Raw genomic sequence first — 18,746 nt, 5'->3', positions numbered from 1 at the left:
CCTCCTAAACATCAAAGATAATTGATGCGGCAAACATATCAGTTTGTTTTTCTATTTTAAGATTATGATAAGTTGCTGCTTTAATCTCTTTTTCCTGACCACTTACACTTCTACCTTCTATTTTACATACAAGAACATTTTCTTTCTTTAGTGTATAAATTTTCTTGACAGACACCTTGCCGGCTTTTCTTTTAACCTCTGCGTAATATATAAGTTCATTAAGAAATTTTACCAACAGGTCTTCTAAATTATCAGCAGAAATTTTTATTCTTATGGTCTCCTCTTTTGTATCAGAATATTGAAAACCTGTTATAAAAGAGAGCGCTTCAGAACTGTTTTCAAAAAGAGTTTCAATATTCTCACCATAAACGGTTGCTTTTATGTCTGCTGTATGACTGAGAATCTCAAATTTCTTCATCTTCTTTTGATACAAGGGCTAAGTCCATTATTACATCTCCCTTAGCAAGTTTTATAAGCCGAACACCTTGTGTGTTTCTGCTGACCGTTCTTGCATCATCAGCAGTCATCCTAATAGTTACTCCACCTTTAGTAATTAAAATGAGTTCATCTTTTGGTTTAACGGATTTTATTCCTATAACATACCCGTTTCTACCGCCTGTTTTTATATCTATGATACCTGTACCGCCTCTGTGTTGTTTGCGGTAATTGTAGATCATAGTTCTTTTTCCATAACCTTTTGAACATACGGTAAACAATGACCTTTCTTTATCAGTAGGAGCAAAAACTCCACAGCCCACAACTTCGTCTTCTTTCTTTTTGAACCTTATACCAATAACCCCTATAGAATTTCTTCCGACAGGTTTTACTTCTTTTTCTGAGAATCTTATGCTTAATCCGTGTTTTGTGCTTAACAGTATATCTTGCTTACCATCTGTTGCACGTACTTCAATAAGCCTGTCACCATCTCTTAAGTTTATACCTCTTATGCCACCTCTTCTTGGTCTGCTATATAGGTTTAGAATAGTTTTTTTAACTATCCCCTTTTGGGTTATCATTAGAAGGTAACTATCTTCTGAAAACTCTTTAACAGGTATTACAGCCGATATCCTCTCTTTTGTATCAATGGTTAAAAGGTTCACTATTGGCTTTCCTTTAGCATTTTTTCCTGCATCAGGTATTAGATATCCTTTTAGCCAGTGCACTTGACCTGTTTCAGTAAAGAAAAGGATAGTGTCTGTAGTAGAACAGACAAAAAGGTGTTTAACGTAATCTTCTTCTTTAGTTTTAACTCCAATAAACCCTTTTCCACCTCTTCTTTGGCGTCTATAAAGTTCTAAAGAAGTTCTCTTTATATACCCTTCCAAAGAAACAGTAACAATGATATCTTCTGGTTGTATAAGGTCAAGTTCATCAAAATCCTCAATTGAACCAGTTATTTCTGTTCTTCTTTCGTCTCCGAACCTATCTTTTATGTCGTTCAGTTCATTTTTAATAATTTGTTTAACCTTTTCAGGGCTTGCCAATATTTCTTTCAACTCTGCTATTGTTTTCTGTAACTCTTCTTGTTCTTTAAGTATTTTAACCCTTTCAAGTCCAACCAATCTTGATAAAGGCATAGCAAGAACTGCCTGAGATTGTTTGTCGCTCATTTTGAATGTAGCTACAAGGGTTGTTCTTGCCTCTTCTACTGTATGAGATTCTCTAATTATTTTTATAACCTCATCAAGGTTATCGAGAGCAATTATAAGTCCACATATTATATGGTACCTATCTTCAGCTTTTCTTAATTCAAAAGCAGCCCTTCGCAAAACTATCTCTTTACGATGGTCAAGAAATAGTTGTAACATCTCTTTTATGTTAAGAAGTTTTGGCTGATGGTTAGATAAAGCGAGGTTAATGATACCGTATGATGTCTGAAGTTGAGTAAACTTGTATAGTTGGTTGATTATAATATCTGCGTTTTCGCCTCTTTTGATTTCTAAAACTATTCTCATACCTGATTTATCTGATTCGTCTCTTACTTCACTTATACCGCTTATCTTGTTTTCAGAAGAAAGGCGAGCTATTTGAGATACAAGATTTGCTTTGTTAACCTCATAAGGTATCTCTGTTATAATAATAGATTCTCTCTTTTTGTTCTCCTCTACGTCAACCTTTCCGCGTATTGTGAGAATTCCTTTACCTGTTGTATAAGCTTGTCTTATACTTTCTCTTCCGCATATAGAGGCTCCTGTTGGAAAATCTGGACCAGGTAAAACTTCCATTATCTCTTCGATGGTTATATCAGGATTATCTATAAGTTCCATTAAGGCTGCTACTACTTCATTTAAATTATGTGGCGGAATGTTTGTAGCCATTCCTACAGCAATACCAGAAGAACCGTTTATTAGAAGGTTGGGCACTTTACTTGGCAATACCAAAGGTTCCATAAGAGAATCATCAAAGTTAGGCATAAAATCTATTGTATCTTTCTCTATATCAGAAAGAATGTCCATAGAAATTTGTTTAAATCTTGCTTCTGTATACCTCATTGCAGCTGGAGGGTCTCCATCTATAGAACCAAAGTTTCCTTGCCCGTCAATAAGAGGGTATCTGAGCGAGAAGGTCTGGGTCATTCTTGCTATAGATTCATATATAGCTGCATCACCATGAGGGTGATATTTTCCCATTACTTCACCAACAATTCTTGCAGATTTTTTGTGGGCTTTACCTGGTTCTATTCCAAGTTCCATCATCCCATAAAGGATTCTTCTGTGTACAGGTTTTAACCCATCTCTTACGTCAGGTAAAGCTCTTCCTACAATTACGCTCATAGCGTAATCTATATAGGAACTTTTCATTTCATCTTCTACGCCAATAGGTACTATTTTTCCTTCGTCTGCCATTCTTTTTTCCATCCTTTTTAATATGCGTAATGTTTTAACGCAAATATCTTTGTAAAATCCTAAATCTAAATATCAAGATTTTTTACTTCTTTAGCATACCTTTCTATAAAATCTCGTCTTGGTTCTACTGCATCACCCATAAGAACTGTAAAAATCTCTTCTGCTTTTGCAGCATCCTCAAGCACAACTCTTTTCATTCTACGGGTTTCTGGGTCCATTGTTGTTTCCCACAACTGTGAAGGGTTCATTTCTCCAAGCCCTTTATATCTTTGAATCGAAAGCCCTTTTTTACCTTTTGCCTTAATTGTTTCATAAAGGTCGGGAAAATTGTAATATTCGATTTTGTTTTCACCTTCTTCAAGAGCAAATATTTTATCGTAAGTAGATTCAAGTTTTATGCCATACTCTTCAAGTTTAGTTAAAATTTTTTCTATATCTCTTGCTTCATAAAGTTCAACAAGTTTATAATCTCTCTCCTCAGTAGAAAATAGGTCTATCTCTTCTTTACCTTGCTCCCGTAAAAAATCAGATAGTTCTTTGTCTGTTGCAAAAAGTCGTTTCTTGTCTTCATATATTATCCAGTAGATGGGAGTTTTATTATGCTCTTTTCTATAGTCAAACACATCTTCTATCTCTAATTCTTTGTTTTCCAAACTTTTCTTAATCTCATTAAGTTTTTTGCTTAAAGTTGCAAGACTTGAAAAATGGTTATTGCTATCCAACAGTTGATCACCTTGTTTGATTTTAAGAGAAACGTTATCTTTTGCAAACTGAACAAGAGTTTTATCCATATCATTTTCTGTATCTATATAAACCTCTTTCCTACCTTTCTTAATTTTATAGAGAGGAGGTTGAGCAATATATATATACCCATGTTTTATAAGATCTAACATTTGTCTGTAAAAGAATGTCAAAAGAAGGGTTCTTATATGTGCCCCGTCTACGTCTGCGTCAGCCATAATAATGATTCTGTTATACCTTGTTTTTGTTATATCAAAATCTTCTCCCACTCCGCCACCTATTGCACTTATCATCATTTTGACTTCTTCGTTATTTAAGACTTTCTCGAGAGGCGCTTTTTCGGTATTGATAATTTTACCTCTAAGCGGAAGTATTGCCTGAAAAAACCTGTCACGTCCCTGCTTAGCACTTCCTCCAGCAGAATCTCCTTCAACTATAAAGATTTCTCTTTTGTCGGGCTCTTTTATAGTACAGTCAGCAAGTTTTCCAGGTAGGGCGCCGGTTTCAGAAAGTTTTTTTCTTGTAAGTTCACGGGCTTTTCTTGCTGCTTCTCTTGCTCTTGCGGTTGAGACACATTTATTGATTATTTCTCTTGCAGGTTCAGGGTTTTCTTCAAGAAAAGTAAAAACCTGTTGAGAGGTTATACTTTCTACAAGGAACCTAATTTTAGAGTTTCCAAGTTTTGTTTTGGTCTGCCCTTCAAACTGAGGTTCTGCAAGTTTAACGCTAACTACAGCAACAAGCCCTTCTCTTATATCTTCACCAGCAAGAGATTTGTCATTAAGAAAACCGTTGTTTTTGCCGTACTCATTAATAGCTCTCGTGATGCCACCTCTAAACCCTGTAATATGGGTTCCTCCTTCTTTTGTGTTCACATTGTTAGCAAAAGATAGTACCGTTTCGCTATACCCATCGTTATATTGAAAAGAAACCTCTACCTCTATATCCTCTTCGGATTTCTTAAAATATAAGGGAGAATTAAAAAGAATTTTTTTGTTACGGTTCAGATATTCTACAAAAGAGATAAGACCACCTTCATAATGAAAATCTTCTTTTACTTCTTTCCTCTCATCTTCAAAATTAATCTTAATACCTGCATTCAAAAAGGCAAGTTCTCTAAATCTTCCGGTAAGAATAGTGTCGTCAAATTCAAATGTTTCAAATATATCTTCATCTGGTTTAAAAGTGATTTTAGTGCCTGTTGTTTTTGTTTTTCCAATAACAGTAAGAGCAGTGACTGGTTTACCTTTTTCATACCTTTGGTGATATACTTCTCCGTTTCTTTTAACTTCTACCTCAAACCATTCGGAAAGAGCGTTTACAACAGAAACACCAACTCCGTGCAAACCACCTGAAACCCTATAAGCTTTTTTGTCAAACTTACCTCCAGCATGTAAAACCGTCATAATAACTTCTACTGCTGGTCTATTTTCTGTTTTATGTATATCTACTGGAATACCTCTACCATTATCAGATACTGTAACGCTATTGTCTGTATGTACGGTTATTAGTATTTCATCACAAAAACCTGCCATAGACTCATCTATACTATTATCCATAACCTCATAGACAAGATGGTGAAGGCCAGATATAGAAGTATCTCCAATATACATAGCAGGTCTTTTCCTGACAGCTTCTATTCCGCCAAGAACCTGTATAGTAGTCGCATCATATTTCTGTTCATTTATAGCCATTTTCTTCTTCTCCGTTCATTATCGCACAATATTTTTCTATTTTAGTAAATCGTGCGGTGTTATTGTGTCAAATCAATATAGTACACTATTTTATTGTAAATGTCAATTTATATATACTAAAATTGTTATTTAAAAATTGATATAAAAACTTCCTTGCCAGTGTAGGCTCTTTTTTTTAAATATTCTTTCTTTTTTATAGTGTTTTTCTCCCTAAAACCCATTGTATTAAGGGGTTCTAAAATATTTGACAATATTTGTAAGGAGGGAGTAAAATAATAGCAAAAACTAGGTTTTTATAACCATATATAGAATGTAAGATGAATATGTAATATAGTAGTTTTCTTGAAAAAACAGTCAAACAGGTAAAGGGGGTGAAATAAATGAAAAAAAAGGGTTTTACCTTAATAGAGTTGTTAGTAGTTATAGCAATAATAGCAATACTTGCCGCAATGCTTCTACCTGCTTTAGCCAAAGCAAGAGAGACTGCAAGACGAGGTGTTTGTCTTGCCAACCTTAAACAACTTGGTCTTGTTCTCCATATTTATGCACAGGACTGGGGTGGATGGTTTCCTCTTCTTGAGCCAAGAGAAGATATGGATTTTGCAGACGAAGCCGCTCGAGCAGCTTCCAAAACTAACAGGTCATTAGCTTTACTTACAGGGCAGACGGTCCCAACAAACGCTCAAACTGGTAGTTCCAGCCCTGCGTTAGAAACCCCTGCCTATATAACAGACTGTAACCTTTTTGTTTGCCCAAGTACATCCCAGAAACCATCAACTGCTAGACCAGGTTCAATTACCACTTCTACCTGTTCATACGCTTATGCTTACGGTCTTTCTATACAGACACATCCAGATACAGCCATAATGGCAGATAGAAAAGATGGTTATAACGCATGGACTGTAAGTAATCAACATCTTAGAATGGGAGAACTTAGAGAAAATCACGACTGGTTTGGTCTGAACGTTCTTTATGTTGGAGGCCACGCAAAATGGGCTTCTACGTATTTGCGTGGTGGGCCATATAGGTATTTAGACGTTAAAGATTTTCCTAACTGTCGTCAAACAAACCCCCTAAGCAGACCATATACCTTGAGAGACCCTTACAAAGAGTATTAGGTAACAATTTTAATAAAATTGGAGATGAGAAAAAATGAAAAAGAGAGGTTTTACACTGATAGAGTTGTTGGTGGTAATAGCAATAATAGCAATACTTGCCGCAATGCTTCTACCAGCTCTTTCTAAAGCCAGAGCAAGAGCAAAAAGTACTGCTTGTATGAACAACTTAAAACAGATTGGCATAGGGGTTGCTATGTATATGCAGGATTATGATAGTTATTGGCCCAGTTTTCTTTATGATAGTTGCTACAGGCCTTATATATCTACTGATGTGATAGTGTGTCCTGCTGAAAAACCTTATAAATACGATTCTTCAAAACCGTATGCCACCTACGGTGCAAGAAAAACTTATTTACCTCCAACAATTGCTGATTCGAACACTATTTATAATGGTAAAAAATTTGAGATGGCAGGATATGCGATATCTGATTTCTGGATATTTGCGGATAGTTTAGCCAATGTAGCCTCTACTGATACATATTATAGACAACAGTATCGTATTGCAAATTATGCAGACTCAAGCACAAGTCCCGGAAGAATTCATTTTAGGCATAATGGAAATGTAAACCTTCTTTTTCTTGATGGGCACGTTGAAAGTGCCACACAATCACGGTTTATTGAAGCAACAAACACTTTTGTTATTGATACTTCAGCAAAATTCAACGAAATCTTCTATTTTGATAAGAACTATAATTACAAATCATTACATTTAAAGTAGCAAGTAGTAATTGTTGTAAGGTGACCAATAGGGTATTTTTAATCTTGTTGCTTTAAAAAAAAGAGATAATAGATAAAATTGTTAGTATAATAAATTTCTATAACACTTTAAATTATGACTGTAAGGTAAAAGAGCAATCAATTTAGTTGACGTCATATAAGGAGGAAAACTTGTGAAGATTAAAAAATCTTATTGGGTTATTGTGGTCTTTTTTTTCCTTTTAGGTAACATAAGCAGGGCAAATGAATTTGGTTTAAAAATAAATGATATATCTAACCTAAATTCCTCTTGGCCTCTTGTTGCAAGTATATCCTTTCCAAAAGGGGAACTTAAAGATATATCTGCAGTAAGGATAATGAGTGGAGATACAGAAATACCTTCTCAGGTGGATATATCGGCTACTTGGATGGACGGAACTGTTAGGTGGGCATTGGCTGGTTTTACATCTTCACCACAAGGAAATTATAGGGTTGAATACGGTCAGGAAGTCAAAAGAAGGGATTATCCTAACCCTTTGAAAGTAACAGAGCAAGCCAATGGTGGATTTACTGTTAATACAGGGGTTGCAGAGTATAGGTTTGAAAAAGACAAACTCCTTCCAGAAGAAGGTTGGCTTACATCCGGCGGAGAGAGGATTCAGATATTAAGCAATTCTGGTTTAGGTGCATACCTTGTTACTAACTCAGGAATAGAAGCAAGAGTGGCAGGAGAATCTGCAGAGGTTACCAACTCTGTGCTTAAAGATGGTCCTAACCGGTTTGTTATTAAACGTTCAGGTTGGTATGTAACCCAATCTGGAGTGAAGGTTGCGAGAGCAGATGTCTGGTTCTACTTTTCTGCAGGGGTTCCTTATATAAAGATTACTCATTCCTTGATATTGACAGAAGATACAAACAAGATTTGGGTTAAAGATTATGGTTTGGAATTTAAGACTCCCACATCTCCTGATAATGTCTACTGTGCAACAGGTGCAATAGGCAAAGAGATTGTTAGAAAAGTTTCAGCAAAAGATTCTGAAATATATATGCTTCAAGACCAGTATCCTCATTTTATTGAACGAGATTCTAAAGCTGTAATAGGAAGTTTCTCAAACCGAAAAAATACAACTCTCGAAGAGATGAAAGTTGCAGGTGATTGGGCTTTTGGGGAATATAACAATTTTGGTATAACTTTGGTAATGCCTTGGTTAGCAGAAAGGTTCCCTAAAGAAATATCTTTTGGTGCGCGGGGCGCAAGGGCTGTCTTATGGTCAAACCGTAGCGGTAGAGAACTCGATTTTCGTTCAGAAACTCTTGCTAAAGAATATTGGCAAGGTTGGGCTGATAAAGGACGAGGTAGTCCTGGTAAAGCAAGACTTGCAAAAATTCCTAGTAATGCCCAAGGTTCTGCTGGTACTCACGATATATGGTTCTTACCTTTAAAGGGAAACTATCAAGAGGCAGTTGTAAAAAAGGTTGCTGTTGCTGCCGCAAGAACACCTCTTGTTATTGCAGACCCTGAATGGTTGTGTGAAACCGAGGCTCTTGGCGTACCTATGTACCATAAAGATATTACAAAATTTCCTAACGAAGAGTTATATATATCGGATTGTTGGGATAGGTTATTGCTTCCCAATGTACTGTTCCCAATGAACGGGTACATAAATTGGGGACATAGCCCTTATATTGGTTATTTTAATAGAGGCGGTCAATGGATATCTTCTTTTACTTCTTACGGTAATATGAACTGTTATTTTTTACAAAGACACGCCTGGTACCTTTTTGCTCGAAGTGGAGAAAGAAAGTATTTTAATTATGCCCACCGATATAACCGAATTACGGGAGATTACGCTCTTATACATTGGGATGCTCCAGACAAACCTAAAGGAATGTTTACCTGGCAGAAAGCACCCATAAAAAGTTTGCCACATTATTGGGGTAACACCTACAAGATGTATGATATGATGCCAAATGATATTGGGCATTGGCCTCTCGAGTATTATTTAACGGGGGATGAGAGATCTAAAGATATAACTATGCTTATAGGTGATACTTTCAAAAAGAAGTGGAGTTTGAAAGATGCAACCAATATTAGAGATACCCACAGTTTTCTAACAATACGAAAGTTTGTGGTTCTTTATATGTTGACAGGAGATGAGTTTTTTGCAAAAAAAGCAAAAGAACTTGCAGATATTTTTATTGATATAAAAGAACAGACAGGTGTTGCTAAAAAATATTCTGATTATGGATGTACTATGTATAAAGATCAGAGACACGTTGTTGATCTATATATGTATTACACTGAAACAGGCGATGAACTTGGCAAACAAGCGTTTTTAAAATTACTTAACCATAGATATTTTTACAATAGAAACCCTCACGCACAGACTTACCAAAGTATAGCCGCTTTTGCTTACCCTATAGCCTACCAGTTGACTGGTGATGAAAATTATCTTAAAGTTGCTGCCCAAACCTTAAGAAGCGGTTTTGGTTCTTCTTTTCGGACTCTTGAAGAACAACTAAAAACAATGCCCACTGACCCTGGTAAGTGGCGAACTATGCCAAATTATGGAATAGCTTCTCATTCTCATCCTTTTTTAGCAGTACCTGCGGCTTTAAAGTTTTTAAAAGATAAAGGGTGGCAAGGAGAAAATTGGCCTGTTTTGGTAAAAGGTGCTCAGGCTAATAATGCTAAAATACTTTTTGAACATAAGAAAGGTAGAGAAACAATCTTTAATATCCACGTTGTAACATCGCCGGGCGGTAAAATAAACACAGAACTATTTTCTTATCCATCTCTTCAACCAAAATCTTTAAGCGAATTTAAGACAGAGTTTGAACAGAGGATATTGGTACCACGGATTTTAAGTGCGAAAGCCGCAAGACCAATGTATAGAGACGACGAAGCAGAATTCCAATATTGGGTTAAAGTGACAGTTCCTACAACCATTGATGAAGGTCTTTATCTTCTTTCTTTTGGAGGGAACGAATCTTTTACAGTTCTTGATTCTACCTCTGATAAGGTTTCTCTATATTGTCCCGAAGGGTACTGGACAGCAACAGAAGTAGAGGGAGACGGTTGGGCGGTTACAGGGCAGATGGAAGCAGGAAGACTTGGAGAGAACGCTCCGTTCTATTTTAGGGTGCCTAAAGGTCTTGAAACTCTTGAGATATTTGTGAACAGGCCACAGATAATAAAAGCTCCAGACGGGACAGTTGTTGTTGGAGGTGAGAATAAAAATACTGGAAAACTTAGTATTCCAGTAAGAGGTAGAAACGGTATTTGGAGTGCCCATAAAATATCATCTGCGGGGACAGACGGTGCTGGTCTTGTTTACACTCAGTTGCTAAACATTGAACCTGTTGTTGCGTTTGGTTCTCCTAACAGGTTGTCTGAACAAGTAACAGGAATACCTACCCAAAAAGTGTCTGTTGTTTCTACCTCTGAATCAAAGAATGATTTAGAGTTTGTTGAAGGAATAGATGGTAAAGGGTTAAGACTATCAGACAAAAAATCTGTATCTTTTCCTGCAGGGCAAGAACTGTCTATGGGGGGATACTCTTTCTTCCCAGGGCTTCAAGGTACAGTAGAATTCTGGTATAAACCTGACTGGTCAATTCAGGATATAATTTTAGGTAGAGGAGATTCTTTTAGGGTAAAATCGTTTTTAACAGGACCTCACGCACATCTTGGATATAGATACGGTATAAGGTTTAGAGATAAATTCTTTTATAGCGACGTTATTCTTGAACTTCTTGGAGAACTCTCAAAAGAGAAACTTGATCCAAGATTTATACATCGTAAATCTATGGTTGGTAAAGAAGAAAGGTATATTTTTAAAAAAGGGGAATGGAATCATATTGCCTACACTTGGGCTTTTGCTGAGCCAGAAAAAGTATCTTCAGTAGAAAAAATAGAAGGAAACCTCACTTGGCCAGTTGTTTGGAGGATATTTGGTCCCGTTGATAAGAACGACCCCATTTTGCCTAAAGAAGTTCTTAATTCCTACCCCGAAGAGATAGTGGTGGCAGGAAAAACTCTTAAGAAAAATGATAAGGTTGTTAGACAGACAAGGTATGATTTTCCGGGTATTCTTAAAGGAGAGTTTCAAGAAAAAACAGCATATATTTTCTTGAACCTTAAATCTCCAAGGGCACAGAAAGTTACTTTGGGAATGGGAGCTGACTGGTGGATGCAGGCTTGGGTGAATGGGGAACTTGTACTTGATACAACAGAAACTTCTAATGTACATTATCCGTTTTCTATATGGAACCATACAGTCAATGTTGATTTAAAGAAAGGCGATAACATACTTGCAGTTAGATATATTAGAAGTAAGACCTCTCTTTTGGCTCTTGGAGGTCCCAAGGAATTACGTACTCCTGCTTCTGGTGATATACAATGGGAATTTTCGATATTTGTAAACGGTAAATGTATGAACGAATATCGTAACCGCCTCCAAGTAAGGTTTTTAAGGCAACCCAAAGATAAAGAAACATTAAAACCGTCTACAAAACGTAAAGATGTTGTATTAGGTCCTTTTGACGGGACAATGGATACGTTAAGAATCTCTGATATTGTAAGATATAATAGTGATTTTACTCCTTCTAAAAAAGCACCAGAGCTTGATGAAAACACAAGAGCGCTTTTCTTGTTTAATGGAAACCTTAAAGGAGTATCTGCTCAAACAGAAGGGGCCTTGGAAGCAAAGTAAGGGCAAACTTATTGTAGTTTGAGATGAATACTTACAGTAAAAAGATAAGGGGTTAGAATAAATGTGTTTAGCAGTACCTATGAAGGTTTTAAAGATATATGAAAATAAGGCTATTGCGGAGTTTGGAGGGTTGAGGAAAGAGGTAAATATAGAACTTGTATCTTCTTTAAAAGAAGGCGATTATATTATTGTACATGCAGGATGCGCTATTGAAAAACTTGACAAAAAATATGCACAAGAGACTTTAAACTTGTTGGCTAAACTTACTTTTTAATCTTAAACAATAAGGCCCCTGCCACGAATACTTCGGGATAAGGAGGCTTTATAACGCCACAAAACGGTAGATAAGAAAGGAATATAGGAGGAAAGATGAGGTTCTATTATAGTGTTTTTGTTGGATTTTTTCTTTTGGTTTGTATATCTTTGTCTGTAATATCTATTGAAGCCAGTGAAGATTCTCGTATAAAACTCGATTTTTCTAAAATAAAAAACAATTCTCCTGTTGATTGGCAAGGTTCTCGTGGAGGAACGTTTACCAACTTTTCTTATGATGAGAAAGAAGGTATTGCCACATTTTCTCTTGATACAAATTGGCGTGGTTTTTCAAACGTTGTAGAACTTACCCCCGGTCGTTACATCTTGAGAGCAGTAGCAAAATCTAACTCTTTTGCACCAAAACTTTATCTTGACAAATTTCCTTATGCTGGAGGCACTATTATATTTACTTTGGCTTTAGGTGTTTCTGATGAATTTAAAGAGGTTGTTTTACCTTTTTATGTTGAAGGTAAAGAAAATAAACAGTTTAAAGTAGGTATAGCAAGAGTTTATCAAGACCCCGCCCCTCATAAAGCGATAGTCCAAATAAAAGAGATGGAGATAGTACGTCTTGGAGACACAGTTTTACCTGATAATTGGGCAACAACACTTACTAAAAGCAGTAGTCATGACCTTGACCTTTTAAAAGAGATAACCCGACCTGATAGGCCTGGGAAGGTTATATTTAAAGATTCTCTTATTGGCACTGAATTGTGGTTGATGACACAAGGCGGGCAGACAAACCTTTCTTATGCAGGTAGCCAAGATTTTAGTAATGAAGGAAAATTCCTTCATGCTGGGCATAGGGTTCCAGGGGATATAGTCAAAACAGATGGGACTTTTCATTATATGAACCCATTGAGAGGTAAACCAGGCAGTTGGGCAAGCAGAATAATGTGGCTTTTCCCTTGGGAAGTAAAGAGACTTCCTGCTGGTAGCAACCCTTATGATTGGATATGTGTTAGCAGAAACTATAAAGAAGAAAAATTTTTAAACCTCGAGACGGGCGCAACCCATAAAATAACATTTCCTGTTAAACCTAACTGGCAGATTATTCAGACACCTTCAGAAAACGGTGGTAGAGGTCCAAAACTTAAATTTATCACCCAAGAAACGCTTGTTTGGAGGTCCGATGATAAAAAACAGATAGGAGTATCAGATATAGAAGGCAATAAATTTCAAGCATTTAAGATAAAAAGCATTTCAAACAAACCTGAAAACGATGTTATATACCCTTCTGGAACCAGAGGAACAGCATCATACGCAATGAACTCAGCGTGGGGCAAGTCTGGTAAAAACTGGATAAACGCTACAGATAAATCTGGGATGAGATATTTTCTTTTTGAACTCAACCGTAACAACCATTTTACAGATGAAAACCCGTATCAAGTATGGGCTCTACCTTTAACTTTAGATAATAATAAGGGGCTATTAAAAGTTGTGTCAACACCAGATGTAGAACAACTTACTTGGCAAGATGTAAAGATGTCTGATTACTGGCAAGGGGGTAACTGGTGGAATCTTGCAGGTGGTTCACACCGCTCTGGAGATAACGCTGTATTGCTCCTTGAAGATGGAACACTTTTAAATATGAATGCCCTTGGTATGCACAGTAATTTTTGGAACACTATTAGCGTTAATTCGCCTTATGATAGGAAGGTGAGGTATATAGGTTCTTTCCCAGATGTTGACCACGTTAGTTGGCCGCACGAGTTTAAGAGAGATAATGATTACGCTTTCGCTTGGTCAAAAATTGCTCCAACCGTTCCTTTTATAATGATAGACCTTAAACACGATACTATGTGGACAGTAGCCGCAAAAAACTCCGTAGATTTAGCTGAAAGAGCAGCCGCATCAGCAAGGTTGGAAACTCCAGGCAAACGTGGTAGCGGTAGGGGGTTAGCGCGCCTTATATGGTCCCACCCCAATCCAAGTCCTGACTATACAAAGGTTATATACGCTTCTTCAATGCTTACAGTTGAACACCCTGATTACCCGTTAGGGGATACTTATGTAGCGATAGTTCGGTATCCTATGCCACCAGAAAACCTTAAAATAAAAGGTAAGTCTCTCTCTTGGGAAAAACCTCATTACCACGATGAGATTAAAGGGTACAACCTATACTCTTCTACTGAAAGCGGTAGAGGTTACTCAAAAATTAATAAAGAACCCATACAAGGTGAAACTTATACTTTCTCTACTGTATCTAAAGGGTTTTATGTTATGACAAGTGTTGAACATTCAGGGTTGGAGAGTAGAAGGTTTTCTAATGAAGTACAGTTTGGCACAAATAAGAGGTATAGACATTATTACGAAGCAGAATTAGGGGATATAAACAGACCAATGGTGCCTTTTTTTGAGCCTAAACACGCAAGCGATTCGTACGCCGTTGGAATTACCGACCCTGAAATGGTATACAAAGAGGGGTTAAGTAAAGGGTTAAAAGGCAATGTATCAATAAAAGTAAATGTGCCTGTGAAAGGGTCCACAAAACTTATGGGACGTGTTAGAGGAATGTCGCAGTTGGAGTGTGAAACCTTTACAACTGGTTGGAAACAGACGGGTGAAATTGGCAGTGGAAGTTTTGTTGTAAAAATAGATGGCAGACAAGTAGGTAAGATACCTGTAAAAGGGTACGAATGGAAGTGGGTACCTATTGATACAGGTGTAGTATCTATGACAAAAGGGGAACATATAATAACATTTGAAACAGGAGATACAAGAATATCTCTCGATAACATTCTTGTAACAAATGATAGGGGTTTTGTGCCTTCAGGTAAAAGTAATCAGCCATCAACACCTCCAAGTGTTCCGTCTGGATTAAAAACGGAAGGTATGGTGGTGGAGGGTAAAGACCTTAGTTGGGGTGGTAGAAAGGTTAAGGCACCTTACTTTAAACTTCTTTGGAATGAATCTCAATCTGCCCAAGGCGTGAGATATTATAATATCTATCGTTCAGAAACACCAAAGTTTGATATAGGTCCTTCAACATTAGCAGGAAGCGTTTCAGAACCAGTCTTTGTTGATTGTGTGCTTGAGCCGGGTAGGGTATATTATTATAAGGTAACAGCAATAGATAACTGGGATAATAGTTCTGCTGGTTCTGAACCTTTACCTGTTAGAATTAAATAATATATTTTTAACAAGGTATGAAACTATAGAAGGATGAACGGTGAAGGGTTTATCCCGAGTACCCCCGTGGGATTTCTCAACGTGGCAATCCCTCTTTTGTATGCATAAGAAAAGTAAAATCAAAAAGTTAGTGTTACAAATATTAGATTAGCCAAAACAACTCAAATATAGGAGTGGATATGTCTACAGAAGAGATGATATTTCCTGGAAAAACTTGGATTAAAGGAGACCCCGAAGAGTTCGGTTTTACAAAGAAAGCATTACAAGATATGGATGAAAATATGAAGCAGGCAGAGGCAAACGGTGCGCTTATACTTAACGGGCGTTTTCTTGTTGAATGGAACTACGCAGGTCCGTCTGAGCGAACCGTAGAAATTCAGTCCTGTACAAAATCTATTACCAGTATGATGTTGGGACTGGCTGTTCAAGATGGCTTAATTCCTAACATTGATGTATTTGTGAAAGATTATTGGCCCGATTTTGAAAACGGTCCCTATACTGATAAGATAACATTTAGGCATCTTGCTACTATGACCTCAGGAATATCTTCTGGAGGTGCTTTTGTTGCCCAGTTAAGCTATTTTGACCCTGGCAATATGGAGCCGGGTAAGGAACACCACTATACCAACTCCCAATCAAATGCTCTTGCTTCTGCTTTAACCTACCTTTACGAAAGAACACTCAGCGATGTAATACAAGAGAAGGTATTAAGCACTTTAGAAATAGAAGATAAGTTTAGATGGTGGGTAGGAAAAATGGCTCCGATTCAAGGTTATAGTATTGAAAAGATAGTAACTGCAAAAGGAGAAGAAGTGCCTGTTAATATAGGCGCTTGGGGAACTCAATGGTCAGCAAGGGATTTAGCAAGGGTTGGGCTTTTGTATCTAAATAAAGGTATGTGGAAAGACAAAAGGGTGCTTGCTGAAGAATTTGTTAAAGAGAGCCTTACAGATATACCTTTTGAAGTTAAAGAGTGGCGTTTAGGCAAATGGTTTGAAAATCAGCCTAGAACACAAAAATATCTAATGAATGTGGGTTATGGGTTGAGTTGGTGGACTACAAGAGGTGCTGAGACAGAGGTCTGGAATATGGGTGGTAATGGAGGTCAGTTTTGTCTGTTAATACCTGAGTATGGAGTGGTTATGACCAAAATTAATGGATATGCCAAAAGACCTTTTATAGCAAAAAATGCCTTTGTGCCAACAATTCTTGACTGTTTAAGGTAGTTTATTATGGTTTGCTTTGTAAATAGAGGAACTTGTCAACCGAAACTGTAACGTAGGAGGATAAAATGGTGAGGGGGACTTTTGCTCTTTGCTTTCCACCCTTGGGCTTTGTACCGAGTACCTCTGAGGGAGGAGAAGATAAAGTTTTAAGGATTAACGTATGAAATATGTATCAGAATTTAGGAACAATGCTAATATTCAACAATTGGTAAAAGAGATACATATACAATCTAAAAAACTTTCAAAACAGATAAATCTTATGGAAGTGTGTGGCACTCACACAATGTCAATAGGTAGGTACGGTATACGAGGGTTGTTACCCAGTTCAGTAAACCTTCTATCTGGACCAGGTTGCCCTGTATGTGTAACTTCCAACAGGTACTTTGATATTGCTATGACTCTTGCTTTGCAACCAAACGTCCTTGTTGCAACTTTTGGAGATATTCTAAGAGTTCCCGGTTCATTTTCTACTCTTGAAAAAGAAAATTCTAAAAACAATAACATAAAAGTCGTCTACTCACCTTTTGAATGTATACCTCTTGCAGAAAAATACCCTAACAAAAACATTCTTTTCCTTGGTGTTGGTTTTGAAACAACCTCTCCGATTGTTGCTGCCACATTAAAAGAATCCAAACGGTTAAAAATAAAAAATCTGTATATATTATCAGGTCACAAACTTATTCTACCTGCAATGGAGTTTATTCTTGATTCTGGAGAAGTAAAAATAGATGGTTTTTTATGTCCTGGACACGTAAGTGCTATTACAGGTAGTCACATATATAAGAAAATTTCTACTAAATATAGTATTCCTTCTGTTGTTAGCGGATTTGAACCAACAGATATTTTGCAGTCAATTTTGATGCTTGTTGCAAGCATTGCAGGTAAAGAAAAACCGTGTGTTAAAAATCAGTATATAAGGGTTGTAAAAATAAACGGGAACCCTAAAGCCATATCTCTTATTTCGGAAGTTTTTACAGAAACAAACTCAGAATGGCGAGGGTTAGGGGTTATTCCTAAAAGTGGGCTTTCCTTAAAAAAAGAGTATATTGATTTTGACCCAGAAAAGAGGTTCACAATAAAAATCAAAAAACCTAAAGAAGATAAAGACTGTATATGTGGCAGTATTTTAAAAGGTGTAAAAACTCCTATTGAGTGTAAATTGTTTGCTAAAAAATGTACACCTCAACATCCTGTTGGACCTTGTATGGTATCTTCAGAGGGAACCTGTGCCTCTTTTTATATGTACGAAAAACTAAACTGAAATGGATAAAAAGATTCTTCTTTCGTATGGTAGTGGTGGAAGGTTGATGAACTCTCTTATAAAAGATGTTTTTTTGAAACATTTTAAGAGTAATACATTGAAAAGACTTGACGATTCAGCAGTATTAAACAATATAAGCGAAAAATATGATCTAAGTTTTACTACCGATTCTTATACTGTAAACCCGCTCTTTTTTCCCGGTGGAAATATAGGTAAACTATCAATCTGTGGTACAGTCAACGATATCTCTGTAATGGGTGCAGAACCGCTCTTTATCTCTTGTGGAATAATTGTTGAGGAAGGATTTGAAATAGAAGAACTAAATAGAATTATTGAGTCTATGTCAAAAACATCTACACAGGCAGGAGTAGAAATAGTTACAGGGGATTTCAAGGTAGTTGAAAAGGGGAAAATAGATAAACTTTTTATAAATACCTCTGGGATAGGTATATCAAAAAAAAATATATGTTTTGAGAGAAATAAATTAGAATGTGGTGATAAAATAATTATAAACGGTAGTATAGGTGAACACGAACTTTCAGTTCTTCTTGCCCGTAAAGAGTTTGATGTAGAATCAAATATAAAAAGTGATTGTGCTCCTCTTAACGCTCTGGTTCAAGTAGTTACGGAGAAACATATTAACGATATAAAATTTATGAGAGACCCAACTCGTGGAGGTGTAGCAACTACTTTAAACGAAATATCAGATAATATGTCTTACGGAATACTTCTTTATGAGAAAGAAATTCCTGTGAAAAAGCAAGTGATGGCTCTGTGTGAAATTCTTGGATTTGACCCACTATATCTTGCTAACGAAGGTAAAGTGCTTATTATTTGTAAAGAAAAGGCGTCACTAAGTATACTTTCTCTAATGAAAAAAGAAAAATATGGTAAAGATTCAAAAATTATCGGCGAGGTTACAGAAGAACCCAAAGGTAAGGTGGCCATAAAAACAATTTCTGGAGGCAGCAGAATGTTACCAATGCTTTCAGGGGGACAACT

General features: G+C 36.7%; 11 protein-coding genes and 2 pseudogenes. 10 read left to right on the top strand and 3 right to left on the bottom strand.

Annotation, left to right across the window (positions count from 1 at the left end; all coding sequences use genetic code 11):
* Window positions 1–4 precede the first annotated feature (4 nt).
* The 3 genes from M0P98_05340 to gyrB all read right to left on the bottom strand — a co-directional run bounded on the left by M0P98_05340 (window position 5) and on the right by gyrB (window position 5,281).
* On the bottom strand, window positions 5–418 hold the full coding sequence (locus M0P98_05340) for an archease (protein MCK9266287.1): 414 nt from the start codon (window positions 416–418) through the stop codon (window positions 5–7).
* Window positions 405–2,846, bottom strand: coding sequence for a DNA gyrase subunit A (gene gyrA, locus M0P98_05335; GenBank protein MCK9266286.1), 2,442 nt, complete (start codon window positions 2,844–2,846; stop codon window positions 405–407). Before gyrA ends, M0P98_05340 begins: the two co-directional genes overlap by 14 nt.
* 65 nt (window positions 2,847–2,911) lie before the next feature.
* On the bottom strand, window positions 2,912–5,281 hold the full coding sequence (gene gyrB / locus M0P98_05330; protein ID MCK9266285.1) for a DNA topoisomerase (ATP-hydrolyzing) subunit B: 2,370 nt from the start codon (window positions 5,279–5,281) through the stop codon (window positions 2,912–2,914).
* Between the two features lie 380 nt (window positions 5,282–5,661).
* Between gyrB and M0P98_05325 the strand changes: the two are divergent.
* The 10 genes and pseudogenes from M0P98_05325 to hypE all read left to right on the top strand — a co-directional run.
* Window positions 5,662–5,745 (top strand): annotated as a pseudogene (locus M0P98_05325) (prepilin-type N-terminal cleavage/methylation domain-containing protein).
* Window positions 5,731–6,399: a DUF1559 domain-containing protein gene (locus M0P98_05320; protein ID MCK9266284.1), complete on the top strand. Its 669-nt coding sequence runs from the start codon at window positions 5,731–5,733 to the stop codon at window positions 6,397–6,399. Before M0P98_05325 ends, M0P98_05320 begins: the two are co-directional and overlap by 15 nt.
* Before the next feature lie 34 nt (window positions 6,400–6,433).
* Window positions 6,434–6,517, top strand: a pseudogene (locus M0P98_05315) (prepilin-type N-terminal cleavage/methylation domain-containing protein).
* 39 nt (window positions 6,518–6,556) lie between these two features.
* Window positions 6,557–7,117 carry a hypothetical protein gene (locus M0P98_05310; protein ID MCK9266283.1) on the top strand — a complete coding sequence of 187 codons (561 nt, stop codon included), beginning with the start codon at window positions 6,557–6,559 and terminating at the stop codon, window positions 7,115–7,117.
* Window positions 7,118–7,289: 172 nt separating this feature from the next.
* Window positions 7,290–11,810 (top strand): hypothetical protein, encoded by a 4,521-nt coding sequence (locus M0P98_05305; GenBank protein ID MCK9266282.1) that lies wholly within the window; start codon window positions 7,290–7,292, stop codon window positions 11,808–11,810.
* 61 nt (window positions 11,811–11,871) lie between these two features.
* Complete coding sequence (locus M0P98_05300; GenBank protein ID MCK9266281.1) at window positions 11,872–12,084, top strand: HypC/HybG/HupF family hydrogenase formation chaperone; 213 nt, start codon at window positions 11,872–11,874, stop codon at window positions 12,082–12,084.
* A gap of 95 nt (window positions 12,085–12,179) precedes the next feature.
* Window positions 12,180–15,257 carry a hypothetical protein gene (locus M0P98_05295; protein ID MCK9266280.1) on the top strand — a complete coding sequence of 1,026 codons (3,078 nt, stop codon included), beginning with the start codon at window positions 12,180–12,182 and terminating at the stop codon, window positions 15,255–15,257.
* A gap of 179 nt (window positions 15,258–15,436) precedes the next feature.
* A complete protein-coding gene (locus M0P98_05290) occupies window positions 15,437–16,483 on the top strand; it encodes a beta-lactamase family protein (protein MCK9266279.1) in 1,047 nt (348 codons plus the stop codon).
* 160 nt (window positions 16,484–16,643) lie between these two features.
* Entirely contained in the window at window positions 16,644–17,744 is a 1,101-nt protein-coding gene (gene hypD / locus M0P98_05285) for a hydrogenase formation protein HypD (protein ID MCK9266278.1), read from the top strand.
* 1 nt (window position 17,745) lies between these two features.
* A partial coding sequence (gene hypE / locus M0P98_05280; GenBank protein ID MCK9266277.1) for a hydrogenase expression/formation protein HypE occupies window positions 17,746–18,746 on the top strand: 1,001 nt, incomplete at its 3' end.

This window comes from bacterium, assembly GCA_023230585.1.
Lineage (GTDB): Bacteria > Ratteibacteria > UBA8468 > B48-G9 > JAFGKM01 > JALNXB01.
Note: the sequence above shows the minus strand (reverse complement) of the source record. Positions and strands in the feature narration are given on the sequence as shown.

What these genes read in the sequence shown, in the direction of transcription:
- M0P98_05340 (MCK9266287.1), bottom strand. Translation starts at nt 418, where the DNA reads ATGAAGAAATTTGAGATTCTCAGTCATACAGCAGACATAAAAGCAACC.
- M0P98_05295 (MCK9266280.1), top strand. Translation starts at nt 12,180, where the DNA reads ATGAGGTTCTATTATAGTGTTTTTGTTGGATTTTTTCTTTTGGTTTGT.
- gyrB (MCK9266285.1), bottom strand. Translation starts at nt 5,281, where the DNA reads ATGGCTATAAATGAACAGAAATATGATGCGACTACTATACAGGTTCTT.
- M0P98_05320 (MCK9266284.1), top strand. Translation starts at nt 5,731, where the DNA reads ATGCTTCTACCTGCTTTAGCCAAAGCAAGAGAGACTGCAAGACGAGGT.
- M0P98_05300 (MCK9266281.1), top strand. Translation starts at nt 11,872, where the DNA reads ATGTGTTTAGCAGTACCTATGAAGGTTTTAAAGATATATGAAAATAAG.
- hypD (MCK9266278.1), top strand. Translation starts at nt 16,644, where the DNA reads ATGAAATATGTATCAGAATTTAGGAACAATGCTAATATTCAACAATTG.
- M0P98_05290 (MCK9266279.1), top strand. Translation starts at nt 15,437, where the DNA reads ATGTCTACAGAAGAGATGATATTTCCTGGAAAAACTTGGATTAAAGGA.
- gyrA (MCK9266286.1), bottom strand. Translation starts at nt 2,846, where the DNA reads ATGGCAGACGAAGGAAAAATAGTACCTATTGGCGTAGAAGATGAAATG.
- M0P98_05310 (MCK9266283.1), top strand. Translation starts at nt 6,557, where the DNA reads ATGAACAACTTAAAACAGATTGGCATAGGGGTTGCTATGTATATGCAG.